The organism is Veillonella rodentium, assembly GCF_900187285.1.
GTDB lineage: Bacteria > Bacillota > Negativicutes > Veillonellales > Veillonellaceae > Veillonella > Veillonella rodentium.
Genome location: NZ_LT906470.1, coordinates 1,560,001 through 1,579,862 on the forward strand (window position 1 = coordinate 1,560,001; position 19,862 = coordinate 1,579,862).

At 43.1% G+C, this 19,862-nt stretch carries 14 protein-coding genes, 5 tRNA genes and 2 rRNA genes (1 of these 21 running past the window's edge); 2 read left to right on the top strand and 19 right to left on the bottom strand.

The genetic code is table 11. The features are described 5' to 3' along the window. From CKV62_RS07135 to CKV62_RS07220, 18 genes are all read right to left on the bottom strand, one after another. Window positions 1-534: ribosomal RNA gene (locus tag CKV62_RS07135) — 23S ribosomal RNA — on the bottom strand (it extends 2,401 nt beyond the left edge of the window). 482 nt (window positions 535-1,016) lie between these two features. Then, window positions 1,017-1,092 (bottom strand) — tRNA-Ala (locus tag CKV62_RS07140). Between the two features lie 130 nt (window positions 1,093-1,222). Beyond that, window positions 1,223-1,299: transfer RNA gene (locus CKV62_RS07145), tRNA-Ile, on the bottom strand. A gap of 151 nt (window positions 1,300-1,450) precedes the next feature. Next, window positions 1,451-3,014 (bottom strand): 16S ribosomal RNA (locus tag CKV62_RS07150). The 16S and 23S rRNA genes sit together here with 5 tRNA genes alongside, the layout of an rRNA operon. A 346-nt stretch (window positions 3,015-3,360) precedes the next feature. Next, window positions 3,361-3,436: transfer RNA gene (locus CKV62_RS07155), tRNA-Lys, on the bottom strand. Between the two features lie 4 nt (window positions 3,437-3,440). After that, window positions 3,441-3,515: transfer RNA gene (locus CKV62_RS07160), tRNA-Gln, on the bottom strand. Window positions 3,516-3,539: 24 nt separating this feature from the next. Next, window positions 3,540-3,615: transfer RNA gene (locus CKV62_RS07165), tRNA-His, on the bottom strand. Between the two features lie 239 nt (window positions 3,616-3,854). Continuing rightward, window positions 3,855-4,697: a polyamine aminopropyltransferase gene (gene speE, locus CKV62_RS07170; RefSeq protein ID WP_095066339.1), complete on the bottom strand. Its 843-nt coding sequence runs from the start codon at window positions 4,695-4,697 to the stop codon at window positions 3,855-3,857. Window positions 4,698-4,870: 173 nt separating this feature from the next. Beyond that, window positions 4,871-5,500 carry a hypothetical protein gene (locus CKV62_RS07175; protein WP_095066340.1) on the bottom strand — a complete coding sequence of 210 codons (630 nt, stop codon included), beginning with the start codon at window positions 5,498-5,500 and terminating at the stop codon, window positions 4,871-4,873. A 4-nt stretch (window positions 5,501-5,504) separates the two neighbouring features. After that, window positions 5,505-5,939: a peptidylprolyl isomerase gene (locus CKV62_RS07180; protein WP_095066341.1), complete on the bottom strand. Its 435-nt coding sequence runs from the start codon at window positions 5,937-5,939 to the stop codon at window positions 5,505-5,507. Continuing rightward, a complete protein-coding gene (locus CKV62_RS07185; RefSeq protein ID WP_095066342.1) occupies window positions 5,936-6,643 on the bottom strand; it encodes a tRNA threonylcarbamoyladenosine dehydratase in 708 nt (235 codons plus the stop codon). The genes CKV62_RS07180 and CKV62_RS07185 overlap by 4 nt, the downstream gene beginning before the upstream one ends. Beyond that, window positions 6,643-7,017, bottom strand: coding sequence for a VOC family protein (locus CKV62_RS07190; RefSeq protein ID WP_095066343.1), 375 nt, complete (start codon window positions 7,015-7,017; stop codon window positions 6,643-6,645). Before CKV62_RS07190 ends, CKV62_RS07185 begins: the two co-directional genes overlap by 1 nt. Window positions 7,018-7,177: 160 nt before the next feature. Beyond that, window positions 7,178-10,261 carry an AAA family ATPase gene (locus CKV62_RS07195; RefSeq protein ID WP_095066344.1) on the bottom strand — a complete coding sequence of 1,028 codons (3,084 nt, stop codon included), beginning with the start codon at window positions 10,259-10,261 and terminating at the stop codon, window positions 7,178-7,180. Then, the gene (locus CKV62_RS07200) at window positions 10,262-11,437 is read right to left on the bottom strand and encodes an exonuclease SbcCD subunit D (protein ID WP_095066345.1); all 1,176 of its coding nucleotides are present in this window, start codon (window positions 11,435-11,437) and stop codon (window positions 10,262-10,264) included. A 222-nt stretch (window positions 11,438-11,659) separates the two neighbouring features. Further along, the gene (locus tag CKV62_RS07205) at window positions 11,660-12,496 is read right to left on the bottom strand and encodes a deoxyribonuclease IV (protein WP_095066346.1); all 837 of its coding nucleotides are present in this window, start codon (window positions 12,494-12,496) and stop codon (window positions 11,660-11,662) included. A 149-nt stretch (window positions 12,497-12,645) separates the two neighbouring features. Continuing rightward, window positions 12,646-13,065, bottom strand: a complete 420-nt coding sequence (locus CKV62_RS07210) for a Fur family transcriptional regulator (protein WP_038117737.1) — start codon at window positions 13,063-13,065, stop codon at window positions 12,646-12,648. Between the two features lie 171 nt (window positions 13,066-13,236). Then, window positions 13,237-14,781: a degradosome RNA helicase CshA gene (gene cshA, locus CKV62_RS07215; protein WP_095066347.1), complete on the bottom strand. Its 1,545-nt coding sequence runs from the start codon at window positions 14,779-14,781 to the stop codon at window positions 13,237-13,239. Window positions 14,782-15,165: 384 nt separating this feature from the next. Beyond that, the gene (locus tag CKV62_RS07220) at window positions 15,166-16,242 is read right to left on the bottom strand and encodes an IS30 family transposase (protein ID WP_095064756.1); all 1,077 of its coding nucleotides are present in this window, start codon (window positions 16,240-16,242) and stop codon (window positions 15,166-15,168) included. Between the two features lie 492 nt (window positions 16,243-16,734). Between CKV62_RS07220 and CKV62_RS07230 the strand changes: the two genes are divergently transcribed. Both CKV62_RS07230 and CKV62_RS07235 read left to right on the top strand, forming a co-directional pair. After that, complete coding sequence (locus tag CKV62_RS07230) at window positions 16,735-17,304, top strand: helix-turn-helix domain-containing protein (RefSeq protein WP_231968311.1); 570 nt, start codon at window positions 16,735-16,737, stop codon at window positions 17,302-17,304. Further along, complete coding sequence (locus tag CKV62_RS07235; protein ID WP_231968419.1) at window positions 17,268-18,122, top strand: IS3 family transposase; 855 nt, start codon at window positions 17,268-17,270, stop codon at window positions 18,120-18,122. Before CKV62_RS07230 ends, CKV62_RS07235 begins: the two co-directional genes overlap by 37 nt. Before the next feature lie 83 nt (window positions 18,123-18,205). On the opposite strand, the gene CKV62_RS07240 is transcribed toward CKV62_RS07235, so the two are convergent. Then, on the bottom strand, window positions 18,206-19,690 hold the full coding sequence (locus CKV62_RS07240; RefSeq protein ID WP_095066350.1) for an aldehyde dehydrogenase family protein: 1,485 nt from the start codon (window positions 19,688-19,690) through the stop codon (window positions 18,206-18,208). Window positions 19,691-19,862 lie beyond the last annotated feature (172 nt).

A 19,862-nucleotide genomic window follows, 5' to 3' on the forward strand; every position in this document is an offset into this window, starting at 1 on the left:
TCTTTCACTCCCCGCCAGGGGTTCTTTTCACCTTTCCCTCACGGTACTATGCGCTATCGGTCGATATCAGTATTTTGGCTTGGAGGGTGGTCCCCCCTGCTTCCCACAAGGTTTCACGTGTCTCGTGGTACTCCGGATACAGTCCCGTGCATGCAAGGTTTCGATTACAGGGCTTTCACCTTCTACGGCTGAGCGTTCCAGCTCGATTCTTCTACCTCATTTACACTTGATGACTGTCCTCAACCCCGGTGCGGTTGCCCGCTCCGGTTTGGCCTCTTTCCCGTTCGCTCGCCGCTACTGAGAAAATCTCGTTTGATTACTCTTCCTCCGGGTAATTAGATGTTTCAGTTCCCCGGGTGCCCTCCTCATACTCAAAGGTATGGGTGACAGTGCATAACCACTGCCGGGTTCCCCCATTCGGATACCTACGGGTCAAAGGTTGCTTGCACCTCTCCGTAGCTTTTCGCAGCTTACCGCGTCCTTCTTCGGCTGATATCGCCAAGGCATCCACCGTACGCCCTTAAAATCTTTACTTATTTTACGCCATAATTTGCGGCTAACTTCGTTGTGCTGCGTTCGGCTTGTCTTGCGTACATGAGTACGCGGCGACATCACCTCACTGGCACACCTCGTTATCCATCCAATTCTGACGAAAATCTATTCTTAGATTTCATTGACATGCATTAGATACATTGTCGTTCATTTATAGCCGTACATTTTACATGTACGTCACCAATTAAGTCAGAGAATTATTTCCTATGTGCTCGGGTCAACCTACTTAGAAATTCTAAGAGATGACCTTACAAATATATATTAATTCTTCTATGCAGTTTTCAAAGAACAAACAATTCATATATTTCGCGTCTATCGTCGTTGCATTCGCTTCACTTGTCCTGCGTAATTACCATTACGCGGCGACGTCGTTCATCTCATGCGCCCGGATAGCCATCGAAATCTATTAAATTGTAACTGACTTACCATTGAGTCAGTTTAGTATTTAATAAATAAATACTAAATGGTGGAGACGAGGAGATTCGAACTCCTGACCCCCTGCTTGCAAGGCAGGTGCTCTCCCAACTGAGCTACGCCCCCATGTTCGGTTACGCTTTAGTCTCGATAATCCATTCCGCAGAATCCGTTATCTTTTAAAAGTTTTACCATTATATTTAGCTCTTAGTGTCTGTACTTTACACAAAGTGTATTTCAAGTTATATGAGCCAACTGGTGGGCCTAGGTGGACTCGAACCACCGACCTCACGCTTATCAGGCGTGCGCTCTAACCAGCTGAGCTATAGGCCCATATCTGTAGAATTGAGAGTCTTTGCAGATCTCTCAAAACCAAACAATGATAAGTGGTAAGTACAGCTAGCGCTTATGCTACGTCTACTTACCCGCCAAAGTGTCGACCTAAGTGACATCCAGGCACTCGGCCCGGTGTATGTCTCCCTAGAAAGGAGGTGATCCAGCCGCACCTTCCGATACGGCTACCTTGTTACGACTTCACCCCAATCATCGACTTTACCTTAGACGGCTGGCTCCCGAAGGTTACCCCACCGGCTTTGGGTACTTCCGACTTTCGTGGTGTGACGGGCGGTGTGTACAAGGCCCGGGAACGTATTCACCGCAGTATGCTGACCTGCGATTACTAGCGATTCCGACTTCACGTAGGCGAGTTGCAGCCTACGATCCGAACTGAGAGAGTGTTTCTCGGGTTCGCTCCACCTCGCGGCTTCGCTTCCGTCTATTGACTCCCATTGTAGTACGTGTGTAGCCCAGGTCATAAGGGGCATGATGATTTGACGTCATCCCCGCCTTCCTCCGCATTGTCTGCGGCAGTCTCTCATGAGTTCCCACCATTACGTGCTGGCAACATAAGATAAGGGTTGCGCTCGTTGCGGGACTTAACCCAACATCTCACGACACGAGCTGACGACAACCGTGCACCACCTGTTTTCTGGCTTCCGAAGAAGAGGAACCATCTCTGGTTCTGTCCATCAATGTCAAGACCTGGTAAGGTTCTTCGCGTTGCGTCGAATTAAACCACATACTCCACCGCTTGTGCGGGCCCCCGTCAATTCCTTTGAGTTTCAACCTTGCGGTCGTACTCCCCAGGCGGGGTACTTATTGCGTTAACTCCGGCACAGAAGGGGTCGATACCTCCTACACCTAGTACCCATCGTTTACGGCCAGGACTACCGGGGTATCTAATCCCGTTCGCTCCCCTGGCTTTCGCGCCTCAGCGTCAGTGTTCGTCCAGAAAGTCGCCTTCGCCACTGGTGTTCTTCCTAATATCTACGCATTTCACCGCTACACTAGGAATTCCACTTTCCTCTCCGATACTCTAGATCAGCAGTTTCCATCCCCTCACGGGGTTAAGCCCCGAACTTTTAAGACAGACTGACTGATCCGCCTGCGCGCGCTTTACGCCCAATAATTCCGGACAACGCTTGCCACCTACGTATTACCGCGGCTGCTGGCACGTAGTTAGCCGTGGCTTTCTATTCCGGTACCGTCAATCCTTCCAACTATTCGCAAGAAGGCCTTTCGTCCCGATTAACAGAGCTTTACAACCCGAAGGCCGTCATCACTCACGCGGCGTTGCTCCGTCAGACTTTCGTCCATTGCGGAAGATTCCCCACTGCTGCCTCCCGTAGGAGTCTGGGCCGTGTCTCAGTCCCAATGTGGCCGTTCATCCTCTCAGACCGGCTACTGATCATCGCCTTGGTGGGCCGTTACCCCTCCAACTAGCTAATCAGACGCAATCCCCTCCTTCAGTGATAGCTTACATGTAGAGGCCACCTTTCATCCATCCTCGATGCCGAGGTCAGATCGTATGCGGTATTAGCAGTCGTTTCCAACTGTTGTCCCCCTCTGAAGGGCAGGTTGATTACGCGTTACTCACCCGTTCGCCACTAAGATTGATAGAAGCAAGCTTCCGTCGCTCTTCGTTCGACTTGCATGTGTTAAGCACGCCGCCAGCGTTCGTCCTGAGCCAGGATCAAACTCTCCAAGATATCTTGAAGCTATTTGAATAGCTCATTTGTTTTGTTGTCGCTACAATTAAGTAGCTTTGAATTATGGTTGGTTTTGACTGTGTCAAAACCCGCACTCTGGCATATGTTCAATCGTTTTGATTGATTACCTATCATTGTTCAGTTTTCAAAGATCTGTTCATCAGGTTCTCACCTAACGACTTGTATAAGTATAGCAATCATTTTTTAAATCGTCAACCTCTTTTTCATGAGATTCTCAATTTACATTTACCCATAAATTTTTCGCCATATTTATACTCACAATCACAACCAAATCCTCTAGAAATAGAGATAGAAAACTCACAAACCTAAGTTTGTGAGTTTAATTTGGTGACTCACCCGCGACTCGAACGCGGGACACCCTGATTAAAAGTCAGGTGCTCTGCCAACTGAGCTAGTGAGTCATGTTGGCAGGGGTGGCTGGGATCGAACCAGCGCATAACGGAGTCAAAGTCCGTTGCCTTACCACTTGGCGACACCCCTACATTGATTATGATGTGTAGGTTATGGGGTGAGTAGTGGGGATCGAACCCACGCGTAACGGAGCCACAATCCGCCGTGTTAACCGCTTCACCATACCCACCACCTTGTAGGTACCAAAGGCATGTTGCCTTTGTAACAAAGAGAATTATATCGGTTTTAGAGAGTAGTGTCAACACCTTTTTTATAACTTCCTCATATTTTCCGGGCGCACAAGAAATTGACCTTTTATACATAGAAAATCCCCCTTTATATGTTTCCGTCTCTTACTTTGAGAATTGTTTCATTTCAATGCTCAAAGACTCGAACAGATATATAAAAGAGGATTTAACTATTTATAGGTCATTGCTTCTTAGGCAAGTATGCTTTCACAAAATTAGGCAATGCAAAAGCCGCCTTTTGAATATCCTGATTATAATATTGAGTTTCAAAATTTTGTTCACGATTAGGCGTCCACGTTAAAGGGTCAAAGGTTTTAGATCCCAACGTAAAGCAGTGCATGCCCGCCGGATAAATCGGAATAAAGGCCGTGTAGAGTCGCGCAATCGGAAAATGGTTGTTAACATATCCGAACACTTTTTTCACCAACGGTTGATGCAATATAGGTGATTCTGTCTGTTGCACAAATAAGCCGTCCTTTTTTAGCGCTTTCAGAGTATTCTTATAAAATTCTTCAGTAAACAAACCTTCCCCCGGACCGATCGGGTCAGAGCAGTCCACAATAATAATATCATAGTAATCTTCAGCTTCCGCCATGAATCCTATGCCGTCACCGATTTTCACCGTCAGCTTAGGGTTGTTCTCAATCATAGCCTTAGCGATGGTTGGCAAATATTGTTTTGCCAGTTCCACAACCTTGCCGTCGATTTCCACCATCGTTACTTCTTTCACACAGTCATGGCGCACGCATTCCCGTGCCACACCGCCATCACCGCCACCGATAATCAACACGCGTTCCGGATTAGGATGTAAAAACAAAGGCACGTGACTCATCATTTCATGATAGATAAATTCTTCGCGCTCGGACGTTTGGAATACACCGTCCAACGCGAGCATCATCCCATATTCTTTGGACTTAAATACTTCGATTTTCTGAAATTCAGACTCACCGGAATATACGACCTCTTCCGCCTCTGCACTGAGACGCAAATGAGGTGTCTGCTCCTCTGTAATCCATTGACTCACGATAAATACCTCCCATTGCTTACGAGCTACTGTTAAAAGCCCCTGTAACTATAAAAATTACTGTAATTACATAATTGTGAACTTAACTATATCAACTCGACTAATTAATAATATACGCATCGCAGAAAACTGCGATGCGTATAGATACAATATCGGCAACCTTATACGCCTTATTATTCCTTGCGACTGATATAGCAGAAGCCACCGCCTAAAATGGTATCTTTCATCCAATTCGCTAATGAAAAGTCACGAATTTCACCTTCGTCAAAGATGCCGCAACGAATATCATCACCAGCGTTAAAAATCTTATAAATAGGAACCCAATGCCATGTATAAAGGGCTCGTTCCTTACCTTTATGACGATTCAAAAATGCTACAGGCACATCTTGCGCCAATGCATCGCGGATAAATTTGGCTGCCGCTTCCACCTCTACACGAGAGGCACAGAACGGAGAAACAGTGAGCATATGCACTTCATAAGGTAAACTTTCATCACCTAAAAGGCGATTCAAGCCACGTTCCATCCATTGCGTTTTATATAAACCGCCACCAAAACGCGGTTTAACATAATTCCACACCAGATTCATGCGTTCTAATGCAAGGGCCTGATCAGATGTAGTCGCAACATCGAGCAACCCATCACGAAACTGTGAATAGCTCAACACTTGTGTAGCCGTCGTCGGACCGCAACCGGCCAAACGTTGCCACTCATCCTTAAACCATTCCTGATCATAACCATGTGAAATCTTACCGTTCACATCGATATATAACCACTCGGGATGTTTAATCGATACATCAGTCATCTTACTAGCCTTCAATTACTTCTACGGATTCCATAATATCTCCTTGATGGATACCGTCTACAACATCCATGCCTTCAATCACTTTACCGAATACAGTGTGCACGCCATCTAAATGAGGTTGCGGTTCATATACGATAAAGAACTGACTGCCGCCCGTATTAGGGCCGCGATGCGCCATGGACAAAGCGCCTCTTTCGTGTTTATGAGGATTACCGATCAGTTCGTCTTTAATTGTATAGCCGGGACCTCCTGTACCGTTTCCCATAGGACAGCCGCCTTGTGCAACAAATCCGGGAATAACACGGTGGAATGTAAGGCCGTTGTAAAAGCCCTGCTTAATCAGCTCAACAAAATTTTCCACCGTACCGGGTGCTTCCTTATCAAATAATTCAATTACAATATCGCCGCCATTAGCCATATGAATTTTTGCTTGTTTCATTGTTCATGTACCTCCAAAATCGTACGCAACACATGGGCTGCTAATATAAAACCCGCCACAGGCGGCACAAAGCTGCATGTGCCGGGGCTCGTTTCATCACCTCGAAACTGCGGCTTCGTCGGTTTTTCTGTAGAAAATAAAACTAACTGTTTTTTTATGCCTCGTTTTTTTAATTCTCGCCGCATAACGCGCGCCAACGGACACGTATGGGATTTAGAAATATCGGCAATCATCAGTTTTTCAGGATAAAAACGGTTTCCCCCGCCCATGCAGGAAATAACGGGGATACTTTCACGTTGACACACCTCGATAATATTGATCTTTGCCGTCACCATATCAATGGCATCGATAACATAATCGACATGCAAACTTTCAATAAAACCGGGATATGATTCCTCCGTATACATTATAGCGTGTATTTCAACGACTGCATCAGGATTAATGGAAAGGGCGCGCTCCTTAGCGACCTCCACCTTGCGTCGTCCTATGGATTCATAGGTTGTAATCATCTGACGATTTAAATTGCTGGGTGCAACCGAATCCCCATCGATTAAAACTATGCGACCCACACCGGCACGAACAAGTGCCTCTAAGGCACCGCCTCCGACACCGCCCACCCCAAACAGAGCGACAGATGTATCTTTCAAAGTATCGATTTTATCCGGTCCCACTAACCATTCGAGCCGTGTCAGCAAATGTTCCATTAATATTTACCTGACGGAATAATCTCCGTCCAGTACCCATCAGGATCCGCAATAAAATAAATACCCATATCCGTATTTTCATAAGCTACGACATCCATTTCTTTGTGTTTTTTGAGTGCCGCCTCATAGTCATCCACATAGAATGCCAAATGGAATTCATTATCCCCTAAATTATAAGGGCGATCCCAATCGCGCAACCATGTGAGTTCAAGCTCATGTGCCGTATAAGGGCTCTTCAAATACACTAGGGTAAAAGCACCGCTTGGATCCTCCAGTCTACGGGACTCCTCCAATAACAAGGCTTCTTTATAAAAGGCAAGACTCTTGTCTAAATCCTTCACATTGATATTATTATGAGCAAAAGAAAACTTCATAGAAACTCCTTTATAAATACAGTATGTTTTTGTAGGAATTATCCTCCTATAATAGTATCACATTTGGCAATTCCATACCATATATTGTAATAATCATGGTATCTGTCGTATTCCACAACGGATATAACCGTTTTCACAACAGATGAATATAATGATCCATCTAATTAATAACGAACCGCGCCGTACTGCCGTCATCGCCGCGAGTCACTTCAAGATGTGCCGGTATACGGGATTTCAACTCAGGCACATGAGAGATAATGCCGATGAGGCGTCCCGACGATTGCAGTTGCACCAATGTTTCCATCGCCAGTTCCAACGTATCCGGATCCAAAGTGCCAAACCCTTCATCGATAAAAATCGTATCCATATGGATTCCGCCTGCATAGCTTTGAATAACATCCGCCAAGCCTAAGGCCAGTGCCATAGATGCGAGAAAGGTTTCTCCACCGGATAATGTATTCACCGGCCTAGACTGCCCTGTGAAAGTATCCATCACGGCTAAATCAAGACCCTGCTTACCTCGTCCGCCTCCGGTATAGTCGGACCGCTCTAAGGAATAACGGCTGCGACTCATTCTCTGCAATCGTAAATTCGCCGCATATACCACTTCATCCAAGATAGCACCTAACACATAGCGTTCAAAGGTAACATTTTTAAAGCCTTGTTCCCCTCCATTCGCCAAATCATTAAGACGTCCGAGAAATTCCACTTCATCACGAGCCTCACCCATAGCCGCATCAAGGGCTTCCAATTTCCCGAGTGCATCCTCTATTTGTTTTGATTCCTTGTCCCATGTGGCAAGAGCACCTACTATATCATCACGGGATTGTACCGCGGCTTCGTACATTTCATCGGATGCCGTATCTTCAGGCTTTACTGTTGAATCTGCTCTCTTCTGTGCCGATTCATATACGGCTTGGGCCTTCTGATAATCAGCATCTAATATTTTTAACTTCTCACGATACGTATCGCATTGTTCATAGTCCGCTAGTTGCTCTTCGAATTCAGACTCTACCAAGTCTATCGCCGCAAGAGACTGTTCATACACTTTACGAACAGTTGCTAGAGATTCTGCCTCCTGTCTAACCTGAGACGTCAACGTATCGACACGACCTGCATCACCGCTAACCGTTTGTCGTGCGCTTTCCAGTCGCGTTTGAGCCTTCGTAACATCCTCATCGTATATACTTAACTCCGCCTTCAAGTTCGTCAGCTTCGTCCGCCAAGTATCGGCATCATCTATACGCAAATTAGCCGATAGCGTATCCGCCTTCGCCTGAACCGTTCCGATTTTCACATCTAATCGGTGAGCCTCTGATGCAACAGTATCCTTAGCCTTTTCTAAATCAGAAACCTCCTTCTCCACAGCAGCAAGTTCGTCTTCTTTGTGGCGAAGTGTATCTTGCAGTACTTCAGTATCCGTACGCAGTGTTTCCAATCGAATCATATCAGCTTGCAAACTTGTATAGATATCATCGAAAGTATCAGCAGACAATCCGTCGCTCAGAGAGGCGATCTCAGCCTGCTGTTTATCAAGAGTTACTTCAGTTTCAGCTATTCTCTGCGCCAGAGACTCTTTCGCGCCCTGCTCCTTCGCCAACTTTTCTACCAAATCTTGATATAACTTGCGAACCGCGTCCACTTCTTTCTTCGTAGGGTATAACTCCGGCTTCTTCGCCAGCGCAGGATGTTCCAACGAACCGCACACAGGGCACGGTGCGTCATCTTTTACAAGGTCGGTCAGTTCATAGGCGCGCCCCTCCTGTAACAGATGTTCCAAGCGCTCCAACTGTACTTTGGCGGAATGCACCTCATTATCTAATTTAGACAGGCTCTCAACTTTACTGGCCATAGCGTGTGAAAGTGTCTGCCAATCAGCCTGTACTGTTTTGAAAGTATCCAGTACAGACAGTTTATCCTTTACGGTATAAATCTGATCAGTTTCTTTTATATTTAAACTTATCTTATCCCGCAAAGTCTGTATCTCATATTGCAGATTTTGAACTTGCTCACGACCTGCTGAGGCGGCTTTCTCAGCTTGTACCACATCATATTCGGCGCGTTTTTTTATTAAACAATCGAGTTCCTTTTGAGTCGACTCTAATTCTATCAAGCTTTCAGCCTGCTGTTCCCAGTATGTCAACGTTACCCGATTTTCCTGCATCGCATCCGACTGTGCCTGTAATACCTCATAATCTTTACGACATTCAGCCTCAGTAGCTTGAGCTGTAGCCAGTAACTGCTGTGTCTCCGCCAAGGTCTTCTCTAACGTATGTAAGTTGTCCCCCTTGCTTTTATTTTCTTTATATAATTCATATACAGGTGTTAAGGCCGTCAAGAACTGTACTTGCTGAGCCAGTTTACGTCGCTCCGGTTCTTTCCCTTTCACCTTATCTAAAGCGGTTTGTGCATCAAGCAAAGACTGTTTCACCTGATTATATAAAGCCCATCTGTTACGCAACGCATCATAGTCCGCAACAATGCGCACCGCCTCATCACGTTGTGTCTCAAGTATATCGCGTCGCGGTACGCGGGACGCCAATAATTGCCGTACATGCTCTATCGTCAATATCGGCGTATCTTCCTCGTGGGGAATCGATTGCAATACAATCTGCTGTTTAGTCAGATTTTCCTCGATTCCCTGTTTGGACGATTCGTACGCCTCCTTTAAAGCATCTTGTAATCTTCGGTACAACTCGGTTCTAAACAGCGTGTGCAATATTTCTTCACGTTCACCGGTAGATGCGACAAGTAATTTTCGAAATTCCCCTTGCGGTAAAAGAACGACCTGTAAAAATTGGTCCTTTCGAAATCCGATGATACTTTGAACGGATTCACGTACAGCTGCCGCCGATGTGGCGATCACCTGCCATTCACCGTCCTTCATGGCATACACGGTCGCACTGGCATTCTGTTCGCGCATACCGGTGCCGCGTTTCTTTGCCACCAACTGCTTCGGTAATCGCTCTATGCGATATTTTTTTGCTCCAATGGCAAAGGTGAATTCAACGCATGTCATCGTATGAGGTTCCGCAAAATCGCTACGTATGGCATCCGTCTTACGCACTTCTCCGCTAGGCTCGCCATATAACGCATATACGATGGCATCCAGAATAGATGTTTTTCCAGCCCCTGTAGGACCGGAAATAAGAAACATCGAATGACCTTCCAGTGCATTAAAATCCAATGATATCGTATCGCGATACGGACCGAAGGCCTGCATAGTCAATGATATAGGTTTCATTTAGTCCTCCTTCACAATACGATCCCACAAGACATTGATATAGGATGCTTCTCGCTCCGTCAACGGCTGTTGCCAGACAGACTCGGCGAATTGATTGAACAGCTCCCGCTCATTAAGCGATTTAAAAATAGGTTCCGATATTTCCGTCGTCGACATTGCAACTCGACCGACCAGCTCAATGGTCATACACTGATGATACACTTGCCGCAACTTTGCCATTCCATCCATTATCGGCATCGTATCGAGCAGGCGAGCCTGTACGTAATCATCACGATGTGCATTTTGAAAAGCTGTATTATTCAACAAATCTTCAAAATATCCTTCAAGAATCACCACATCCCTCTTCGCCTCAACAGGAATGGTATCAATCTCAACACGCCCTTTCCCATCCATCTCGACAATGGTGAAAGATTTTTTCTGCGCATGTTCATCAAAGGAATACTTTAAAGGAGATCCGCTATAACGAATATAGTCCGCCCCCATGCGTTGCGGCCCATGTAAATGACCAAGAGCCGTATAGTGAAAATCTTTAAATACAGCCGGATTAACTATCTCGCTGCCCCCAAGCGACAAGGTACGCTCTGAACCGCCTACCTCACCGCCCATCACAAAGACATGGCTAAGCGCGATAGAGCGCATACCTTTCGGGATCTGACTCTGCAGATGTTCGCTCCAGGCCTGATACATCGGGTCATAGCTATGAACATTAATAGCTGCTTCTACGGTAGACATACTTTCACCAAGTCCTAGACTAACCGCTATACGCCTCGGCTCGCTATAGGGCATAGGACAAATTGCCACCGCCCCATCGGAAGCCTCGAAAACATAGGGTTCCAACGAACGCTGCGGAGAACCCCAGATATGAATGCCGGAACGACCTAGCATCGACCGACCTACCTCGAGCCGTTCCGCCCCATCGTGATTTCCGCTGACCACAAATAAGGGAATCTTATAATCCATGGCGAGACGGGTAATGATAGAGTCCCATAGTTCAACAGCCTCCACAGGCGGTACCGCGCGATCGAATACGTCGCCCGCCAAAAGCACTCCGTCTATTTTTTCATCACGAAGGATATGAAAAAACTGATGTTCTAACACATGGGCCTGATCATCCGTTAAATATTGACCGTAAAAAATACGCCCCAAATGCCAATCCGCCGTATGTAACAAACGCATAACAAGCCGCCCTTCCCCAAACTAAGATAACAATCGATTCATTACCTTTATTATACAATGAACATCATCACAATACATATTTCTAGAAGCATCACATATACTCTATAGGTCCTATATATGGCCTGTAAACATTATATGTACTTCACATGTGCTTCTTAGACACTGTATCTTCTTTGTGTAACCCTTTCATCAAAACGTTAACCGCTACATATAAAACCGTAATTAGGCATTTTCAACAATGGAGCGAAGTATGCTGATTTCCCGCGCATATCCGTCCAATTCATTAGGCGTCTCCAAATAAAACGGCAAATTCGTCAACTTCGGATGAGTGACAATTCTTGCGATAGCATCGATGCCGATATGACCTTCTCCAATCTTTTCATGACGATCTTTATGAGCGCCACGAGGATTTTTAGAATCATTGAGATGAATCGCCTTTAAACGATCCAGGCCTACAAAACGGTCAAATTCATCAAGCACGCCGTCTAAATTATCTATAATATCATAGCCGCCTTCGTGAATATGACAGGTATCAACACAGACGCCCATATATTCTTTCAGTTTAACGCCATCGATAATGCGGGCAATTTCTTCAAAGCGGGAACCTACTTCGGTACCTTTTCCTGCCATCACTTCCAGAAGGACCGTGGTATTCATGCCGGGAAACAGCACTTCGTTTAAACAATCGACGATATATTTAATACCTTGATCTACGCCTTGTTTTACATGACTGCCCGGGTGAAAGTTATACATCTGTCCCGGCAGATATTCCATGCGCTCCAAATCCTCCATCATAGACTGTTTAGCAAAATTTCGTAGATCCTCCTTCGCCGCACACGGATTATATGTATATGGTGCATGTGCTAAGAGCGTACCGAAATTATGTTCCTTCATATATGCATCAAGAGCATTCATATCTTCAATATCTAATGCACGCATGCCGCCACCTCGAGGGTTGCGGGTAAAATATTGGAACGTATTGCCACCGATGCCGGTCGCTTCTTTCCCCATATGTAAATATCCTTTACTGATTGATAAATGACTACCTATAACGAACATAAAACACCTCTAATCTGAAAAGGTCTTAAAACCTTACAATCTACCAATAATACAACTAACTCAAATCTATAAACCAAAACGAATCGTCTCTGTATAAAACTATAAAACCCCTACCGTGAAGGCAGCCCTTCAACGACAGGGGTTATGTATTAATGACTTTCTTTTTTGGCACAGGCCGGGCAAACACCTTCAAAGGTAATGTGTTGACCTATGATTCGATAATCGCTGCCTTGATTAGCAATCTCCGAGATAGCTTTCAAATCGACGCCCATTAAATCCTCCACCTTGTTGCAACGAATACAACGGATGTGGCAATGGTCCTCCGTATCCCAATCGTAATGAGCCCGTTCATCACCGACCTCTAAAATTTTCACAAGACCGATTTTTTCAAAAATTTCCATTGTCTTGTATACAGTGGCTAAACTCATGCTTGGATGTTCCGGACGCAATGTATGATACAACATTTCTGCCGTCGGATGATCATGATGAGCACGCAAAGCATCATAAATCGCAATACGCTGTGGTGTTACCTTAAACCCCTGACTACGTAAAATCTGTGCGATATCCATAATAATCTACCTTTCTCCACTTGGAAATCTACAAGGTATTGGCCATTATCGGCCATTTACAAGAAATAATTATTCTCTATTATAGCAAAATTCTCACCTTTTAGCAAGATAAACAGTAGCAAGTATTAGGTAATAAAAAATGTGGATTGCCCAAAAGCAATCCACATCATATCAGTCTTTAAAGTACGGCTTAAAACCTTCCCCTAAATGGCGTTGTTTCTTCTCACCGCGTGGACGATCAAACTTTCGATCATCACGGCGACGGTCGCTTCTACGATCACCTTTGCGGTCATCACGACTGCGACGAGATCGGTCTCCATCTCGACGACGATCACCGTCACGACGGCGACGATCGCTGCGGCCGCGACTGCTATCACGGCGACGACGTACGCGCAACGGTTTTTCCTCCGTAATATTAACAGGGGTCGTATCCGGTTCCTTCGTCAATAATTTAAGAGCCGCCGCTAATAACGTTACGGAGTCAGTATCGTTCAACAACTCCTCGGCACTTGTTTTAAACGGCGCCAATGCTTCTAAATTATCCGTCATTTCAATTAGATTCTCAATTGCCAAGCGTTGTTGACCTTCAAGAACTTCACCCAATGAAGGAGCACGACGGCGTGCAATTTTACGTTTTGTTAAACGCTCGATAGCATGTAAATGCTCCATCTCACGAGGAATAACGAACGTGAAAGCTTGACCGGCCTTACCGGCACGACCTGTACGACCTACGCGGTGCGTATAACTTTCAGGGTCCTGAGGCATATCATAGTTATATACGTGAGACACGCCGGAAATATCAAGACCACGAGCCGCTACATCCGTAGCGACAAGAATATCGATAGTGCCTTCGCGGAATTGGCGAATTACGCTGTCCCGTTTTTGCTGAGACAAATCGCCATGGATGCCTTCCGCCATGTAACCGCGTTTCTTAAGACCTTCCGTCACTTCATCAACACGGCGTTTCGTACGCGTGAAAATGATAGCGAGGTCAGGCGTCTGAATATCAAACAGACGGCAAAGAACATCGAATTTTTGACGGTCTTGCACTTCGATATAATATTGTTCAATCAGGTCCATCGTCACTTGAGTCGGTTTCATGCGAATCAAGGTCGGCTCTGTTAAATACGTTTCAGCCAATTGTTGAATGGCTTTCGGCATCGTAGCAGAGAACAACAATGTCTGATGATCTTCCGGGATAGCCCCTAAAATTTTATTGATGTCATCAACAAAGCCCATGTTTAACATTTCATCGGCTTCGTCCAATACGACAACTTTCACATGGTCAAAGTGGATAGAACCGCGATCCATATGGTCCATCAATCGGCCCGGTGTGGCAACGATGATTTGAGGATTCTTTTTCAATGCACGGAACTGACGACCGATATCTTGACCGCCGTAAATAGGCAGTGCTGTGATATTCGTATACTGAGCCATTTTGTTAAGCTCTTCAGCTACTTGAATAGCTAATTCTCGTGTAGGGGATAAAATAACTACTTGAACGTGACACTCATTCCCATCTACGCGTTCCAATACAGGCAAGCCAAATGCTGCTGTCTTACCAGTACCTGTTTGAGCTTGACCGATCATGTCCTTACCGCTCATGGCTACCGGGATAGCTTCCTGTTGAATTGGCGTAGGCTCTTCAAAGCCCATATCGTTTAACGCTCTTAGAACAGGTTCGCTAATCATTAATTGTTCAAATTTTTCTAACATCTAAATGTGTTTCCTCCTATCGCGCACAAACTATGCGCATTTAAATAGTATAACATATTTCGATGGTGAGCGCTATAACAGTCATTCTGAATCTAAACTAAATATGATTTCTTCTCCCCCAGAAATATTCCATTAAAACAATTCCACCTGATACACATAGAAAAACAATGAAACAATGTATGATAAATTAATAGGAGTATACAAACATTCAACAAGAACAACCCATATAATTAATAGTAATTTAGAAATCCATTTCATTCTTATTTGATCAGCTATCATAAATATAGATAAATTGATAATTATTTTAATGATTATCGCAGAAATAATAACTATTAGCGTAAATTCTTCTCTATAATCTGTCAATTCATATAACGGATATAATACTTAAATTGCAATATGAAATTGAACAGTATCCAAATCTACAATTTTATTAACTTCTTCAAGAAAGACATCCAAAGGGGTTCTATAATTTAGAAGCTTGCGTGGCAAATTATTACACCATTGAAGTGTTCGTTGAATTGTTTCCTCCGAAACGGCTTTTATTGGCATTCCTTTCGGTATACATCTACGAAGTAAACCATTATGCCTTTCGTTCGATCCACGTTCCCAAGCAGAATAAGGTCGAGCAAAATAAATAGACAAAGTTTCATTTTCTAAATCAGATATCTCTGAAAACTCTAAACCGTTATCTGCAGTTATTGTTTTACATAAGCAGGCTAGATTAACATCTTTAAACGTATTTAACCATGCATGCAGTGTTTCTTTTACATCAGTAGCCCGTGCTGATGGACATCGTAAAGCCACATACAATCTGCTTTTACGCTCAAGTAAAGAGATTAAAACATGGTCTGTCTTATCTTTTATTCCACGGACGGTATCTAATTCCCAATGTCCGAATTCCTCGCGCGTTTCAATATTAGGATCACGAAGCTCTATGGATTTACCAAGTTCTCGCTTATGTTTTCTAGAAATAGATTTTCGTTGGGAACGCCGTACTACCAATGGTAAATCAATTGCTTTTATTCTCAATACACCTTTGTGAAGATAATTATATAAAGTTTTAGCACAAACCATTTCATTACGCACAAACAAACCCTTATGTTTAGCATATCCAACAGCAGCATCAAAGGACCAATGATCATTTAGAACTTTGCTTTCAATCCAATTTATAAAAGATTCTATAGCACCAACTCTCATGGTATTAAAGGAGCCCATACGTTGTCTTTCATAGGTTGCCTGTCCAGAATCAGCTAAATATACAAGTTGAGATTTACCTTGTCGAATTTGAATTACAGTACCGCGTTTTAATTCTGTATAAATAGTTGTTCTGGAACGGCCCAGTGCACGTGAAATTGCAGTAATACTGTCTCCTAGAACGATTCTCTTTTCTAAATAAAATCGTTCTTCGAAGTTTAAGTGTTTGTTTGTGCGTAATGTCGTGTTATGATTATTGTAGTCCATAGTGATTACCTCGGTTATATTTTGATTAGGCACCTAAATCATAACACAAGGTTCACTATGGATTTTTTATTTGTTCAATTTCATTCTACAATTAAGCAACGGATATAATAAATAACTCAATAGAACGTTAAGTATTATTAAGAGCCAAATATTTAGCCCCTTTAAAAATTTACATTTACTATAATAAAATACTCCAACAAAAAGAAAAAGCAAAACACTAAGTAATACGTCTATAACTAATAGATAATCTAACTGAATCATGATTTATACTGCCCTTTAATGATTTTTAATTTCTAAAAATCATTCCATAAGTGCCCACACAAAACAACATTATATTGATAAAATCTGAATTGATATATTTACTACTAAAAGAACATATTCTTTAATGCATAACCTAAACCAGCAATACCAAATAATATAGAAAAAATAGCAAAAAGGCCACGTTTTGATATGTACCTCCTTTACTGGACAACTAGTAAAGGGGGTATTTTCATGAGATATAGTTATGAATTTAAAAGAAAAGCAATTGAATTGTTTTACCAAGGTAAATGGCCGGAGACACCAATCGGAGTATTGACTCATACTTTTCATGAGCAAATAAGGAAATGGGCTAAACAAGAAAAGTTTAACGGACCAGAAATTAATGAGCATCGTACAGATAATAAGCGTTGGTCTCCAGAGAACAAATATGAGTTAGTATGCCAAGTATTATCTGGTAAATCTATACGTTCTGTATCTGTTATGGCTGAAATTAACACTGGCCAACTGTATCAATGGGTTCATAAATACAAAACTTTGGGATACAATGGTCTTATTAATAAACCTAAAGGGCGACCATCAAAGGATTCCAAAATGAAAGCAACTAAGACCATCTTACCTCGAAAACTCAAAGAGAGTGAATATGAGGAGCTAATTCGCTTACGAGCTGAAAATGCTTACATTAAAGCTGAAAATGAAGTCATAAAAAAAGAGATTGCCTTGAGAGAAGAAAAAGAGGCTGCGCGACTCAAGGCGAAAAAGCAGCGATTATCAAAACGCTCCGCCAGCAAGGCTATCAACTAAAGTATCTTCTGAAAGCTATGCCAATGTCCAAATCTACCTATTATTTTGAACTCTCTAAAGTAGATCTTGTAGATAGAAGAAATACACAAGTAAAAAACGAAATTCAAAAGATTTTTACAGAACATAAAGGCCGGTATGGTGTACGCCGTGTATACCAAGAGCTTCTTAACCGAGGTTTTATAGTCAATCATAAACGAGTACAAAGACTTATGCATATCATGGGACTTGCTGGAAAACGGCCAAAGAAGAAGTATCACTCTTATAAGGGACAAGTAGGTAAAGTGGCAGAAAATATTATTAATAGAGATTTTAGTACAACCGCACCATTACAAAAGTGGACTACTGATGTATCTCAATTTAACTTCTCTTGGGGAAAATGTTATTTGTCACCTATTTTAGATATGAATACGAATGAGATTGTTGCTTATGACTTAGCATTAAGACCTAACTTAGAGCAAGTTTCTCGTATGTTAGATAAAGTCTTTAAGAAGTTTACCAATCTTTCGGGATTAATCTTCCACTCTGATCAAGGCTGGCAATACCAACATAAGTACTTTAGGAAAACACTCAAAGAACATGGTATTATTCAATCTATGTCTCGAAAAGGAAATTGTTATGATAACTCTGTGATGGAAACCTTTTTTGGTAGATTGAAAACGGAAATATATTATGGTTTTGAAAGGGAATATTCATCATTTAATGCTTTTGCAGCAGCGATAGAAGAATACATTAACTATTACAATAACAAAAGGATTCAAGCAAAAACAAAATGGATGCCCCCTGTAAAATACAGGAAAGCATCCATGTGTTTAGGCTAGTAAATAATATGTGTCCAGGAAAATGGGTACATATCATTCGAGGTGCCTCTTTATTATAGTTTATTGGAGAGATTTATATTTTATTAATCTAAGTCGTAGAACCCAGATGGTTTATCGCTCAAGTTTACGATGATGTTTTTCATTTGAGTGTAGTGCTCAAGGATAACCTTGTGAGTTTCACGTCCGATACCGGATTGTTTGTAACCGCCGAACGGAGCACCTGCAGGGATAGAGTTATATGTATTTACCCACATACGTCCTGTTTCGATACCGCGAGCTACGCGGATAGCACGGTTGATGTTTTGAGTGAATACACCACCGCCAAGGCCGTATAAGCTGTCATTTGCTTGTTCAATCACTTCTTCTTCGCTGTGGAATTTGATGACAACAGCTACAGGACCGAAGATTTCTTCGCGAGCTACACGCATATCATTTGTAGCATCTGCGATAAGTGTAGGTCTTATGAAGCAACCTTTACCAAGTTCACCATCAGTAACACGCACACCGCCGGCTACAACACGAGCACCTTCTTCTTTTGCAAGGTCTACATAGCTAAGTACTTTATTAACTTGATCTTCGTAGATTAAGGAACCAAGTTGAGTAGATGGATCCCAAGGCAAACCGACTTTCACCTTATCAAATAGTGCAGCTAGTTCAGCTACGAATTTATCGTAAATTGTATCTTGTACGAAGATACGGGAACCTGCACAGCATACTTGACCTTGGTTGAAAAGGATGCCGAGCATTGCCCCATCAAGAGCTTGTTTCCAGTTCGCATCTTCAAAGAAGATATTCGCAGATTTACCACCTAATTCCAATGTGACAGGAATCAAGCGTTCAGATGCTGCTTTATATACATCAAGGCCTACTTCTGTAGAGCCTGTGAAAGCAAGTTTACTGAAACCTGGATGATCAAGAATATATTGACCGGATTTAGAACCTTTACCAGTGATGATGTTTACAACACCTGGCGGCAAGATTTCTTTCAAAATGTCCCCTAGTTCCAAAAGGCTGAGGGATGTATGGCTAGAAGGTTTGATAACAACTGTACATCCCGCTGCAAGAGCCGGTGCCAATTTCCAAGCGGCCATCAGGAATGGGAAGTTCCAAGGCACAACCTGACCTACAACGCCAATCGGTTCGCGAACGATAAGGCTCAATGTATTTTCATCAAATACTTGTGCAGAACCTTCTTCGGAGCGAAGTACGCCTGCGAAATAACGGAAATGGTCAGCCCCAAGTGGAATATCCACGTTCAATGTTTCACGGATAGGTTTACCGTTGTCGTATGTTTCAACTTGTGCCAAATGTTCTTTATGCGCATCAATAGCATCCGCAATTTTTAACAAATAATCAGCACGTTCTACTTGAGATACTTTTTTCCACGTTTTGAAAGCTTCTGTTGCAGCCTCTACAGCTTTATCAACATCATCATTCGTCGCCTCTGCACAGATAGCGAGTTGTTCGCCATTAGCAGGGTTATATACATTAAATTCAGCACCGTCAGATGCCTTTACCCATTCATTATTAATTAAAAGTCCATATCTTTCTTTAAGGTTTAAGCTCATTGCATTACCTCCTCTTTAGGAATATGATTTAGGGAATTTCCTCTCTGTGATTTCATCATACTCCTTATATCTAAAATTTTCAATTAGATATACTGTTTTCGATATATCTGTTCTGCATTAACATGCATAATTTTTAGCTATATAGAGAAACCGCACCCTCTAAAAGCATAGA

What these genes read in the sequence shown, in the direction of transcription:
- CKV62_RS07220 (WP_095064756.1), bottom strand. Translation starts at nt 16,242, where the DNA reads ATGGACTACAATAATCATAACACGACATTACGCACAAACAAACACTTA.
- CKV62_RS07195 (WP_095066344.1), bottom strand. Translation starts at nt 10,261, where the DNA reads ATGAAACCTATATCATTGACTATGCAGGCCTTCGGTCCGTATCGCGAT.
- CKV62_RS07205 (WP_095066346.1), bottom strand. Translation starts at nt 12,496, where the DNA reads ATGTTCGTTATAGGTAGTCATTTATCAATCAGTAAAGGATATTTACAT.
- CKV62_RS07180 (WP_095066341.1), bottom strand. Translation starts at nt 5,939, where the DNA reads ATGAAACAAGCAAAAATTCATATGGCTAATGGCGGCGATATTGTAATT.
- CKV62_RS07210 (WP_038117737.1), bottom strand. Translation starts at nt 13,065, where the DNA reads ATGGATATCGCACAGATTTTACGTAGTCAGGGGTTTAAGGTAACACCA.
- CKV62_RS07240 (WP_095066350.1), bottom strand. Translation starts at nt 19,690, where the DNA reads ATGAGCTTAAACCTTAAAGAAAGATATGGACTTTTAATTAATAATGAA.
- cshA (WP_095066347.1), bottom strand. Translation starts at nt 14,781, where the DNA reads ATGTTAGAAAAATTTGAACAATTAATGATTAGCGAACCTGTTCTAAGA.
- CKV62_RS07190 (WP_095066343.1), bottom strand. Translation starts at nt 7,017, where the DNA reads ATGAAGTTTTCTTTTGCTCATAATAATATCAATGTGAAGGATTTAGAC.
- CKV62_RS07200 (WP_095066345.1), bottom strand. Translation starts at nt 11,437, where the DNA reads ATGCGTTTGTTACATACGGCGGATTGGCATTTGGGGCGTATTTTTTAC.
- CKV62_RS07230 (WP_231968311.1), top strand. Translation starts at nt 16,735, where the DNA reads ATGAGATATAGTTATGAATTTAAAAGAAAAGCAATTGAATTGTTTTAC.
- CKV62_RS07185 (WP_095066342.1), bottom strand. Translation starts at nt 6,643, where the DNA reads ATGGAACATTTGCTGACACGGCTCGAATGGTTAGTGGGACCGGATAAA.
- CKV62_RS07175 (WP_095066340.1), bottom strand. Translation starts at nt 5,500, where the DNA reads ATGACTGATGTATCGATTAAACATCCCGAGTGGTTATATATCGATGTG.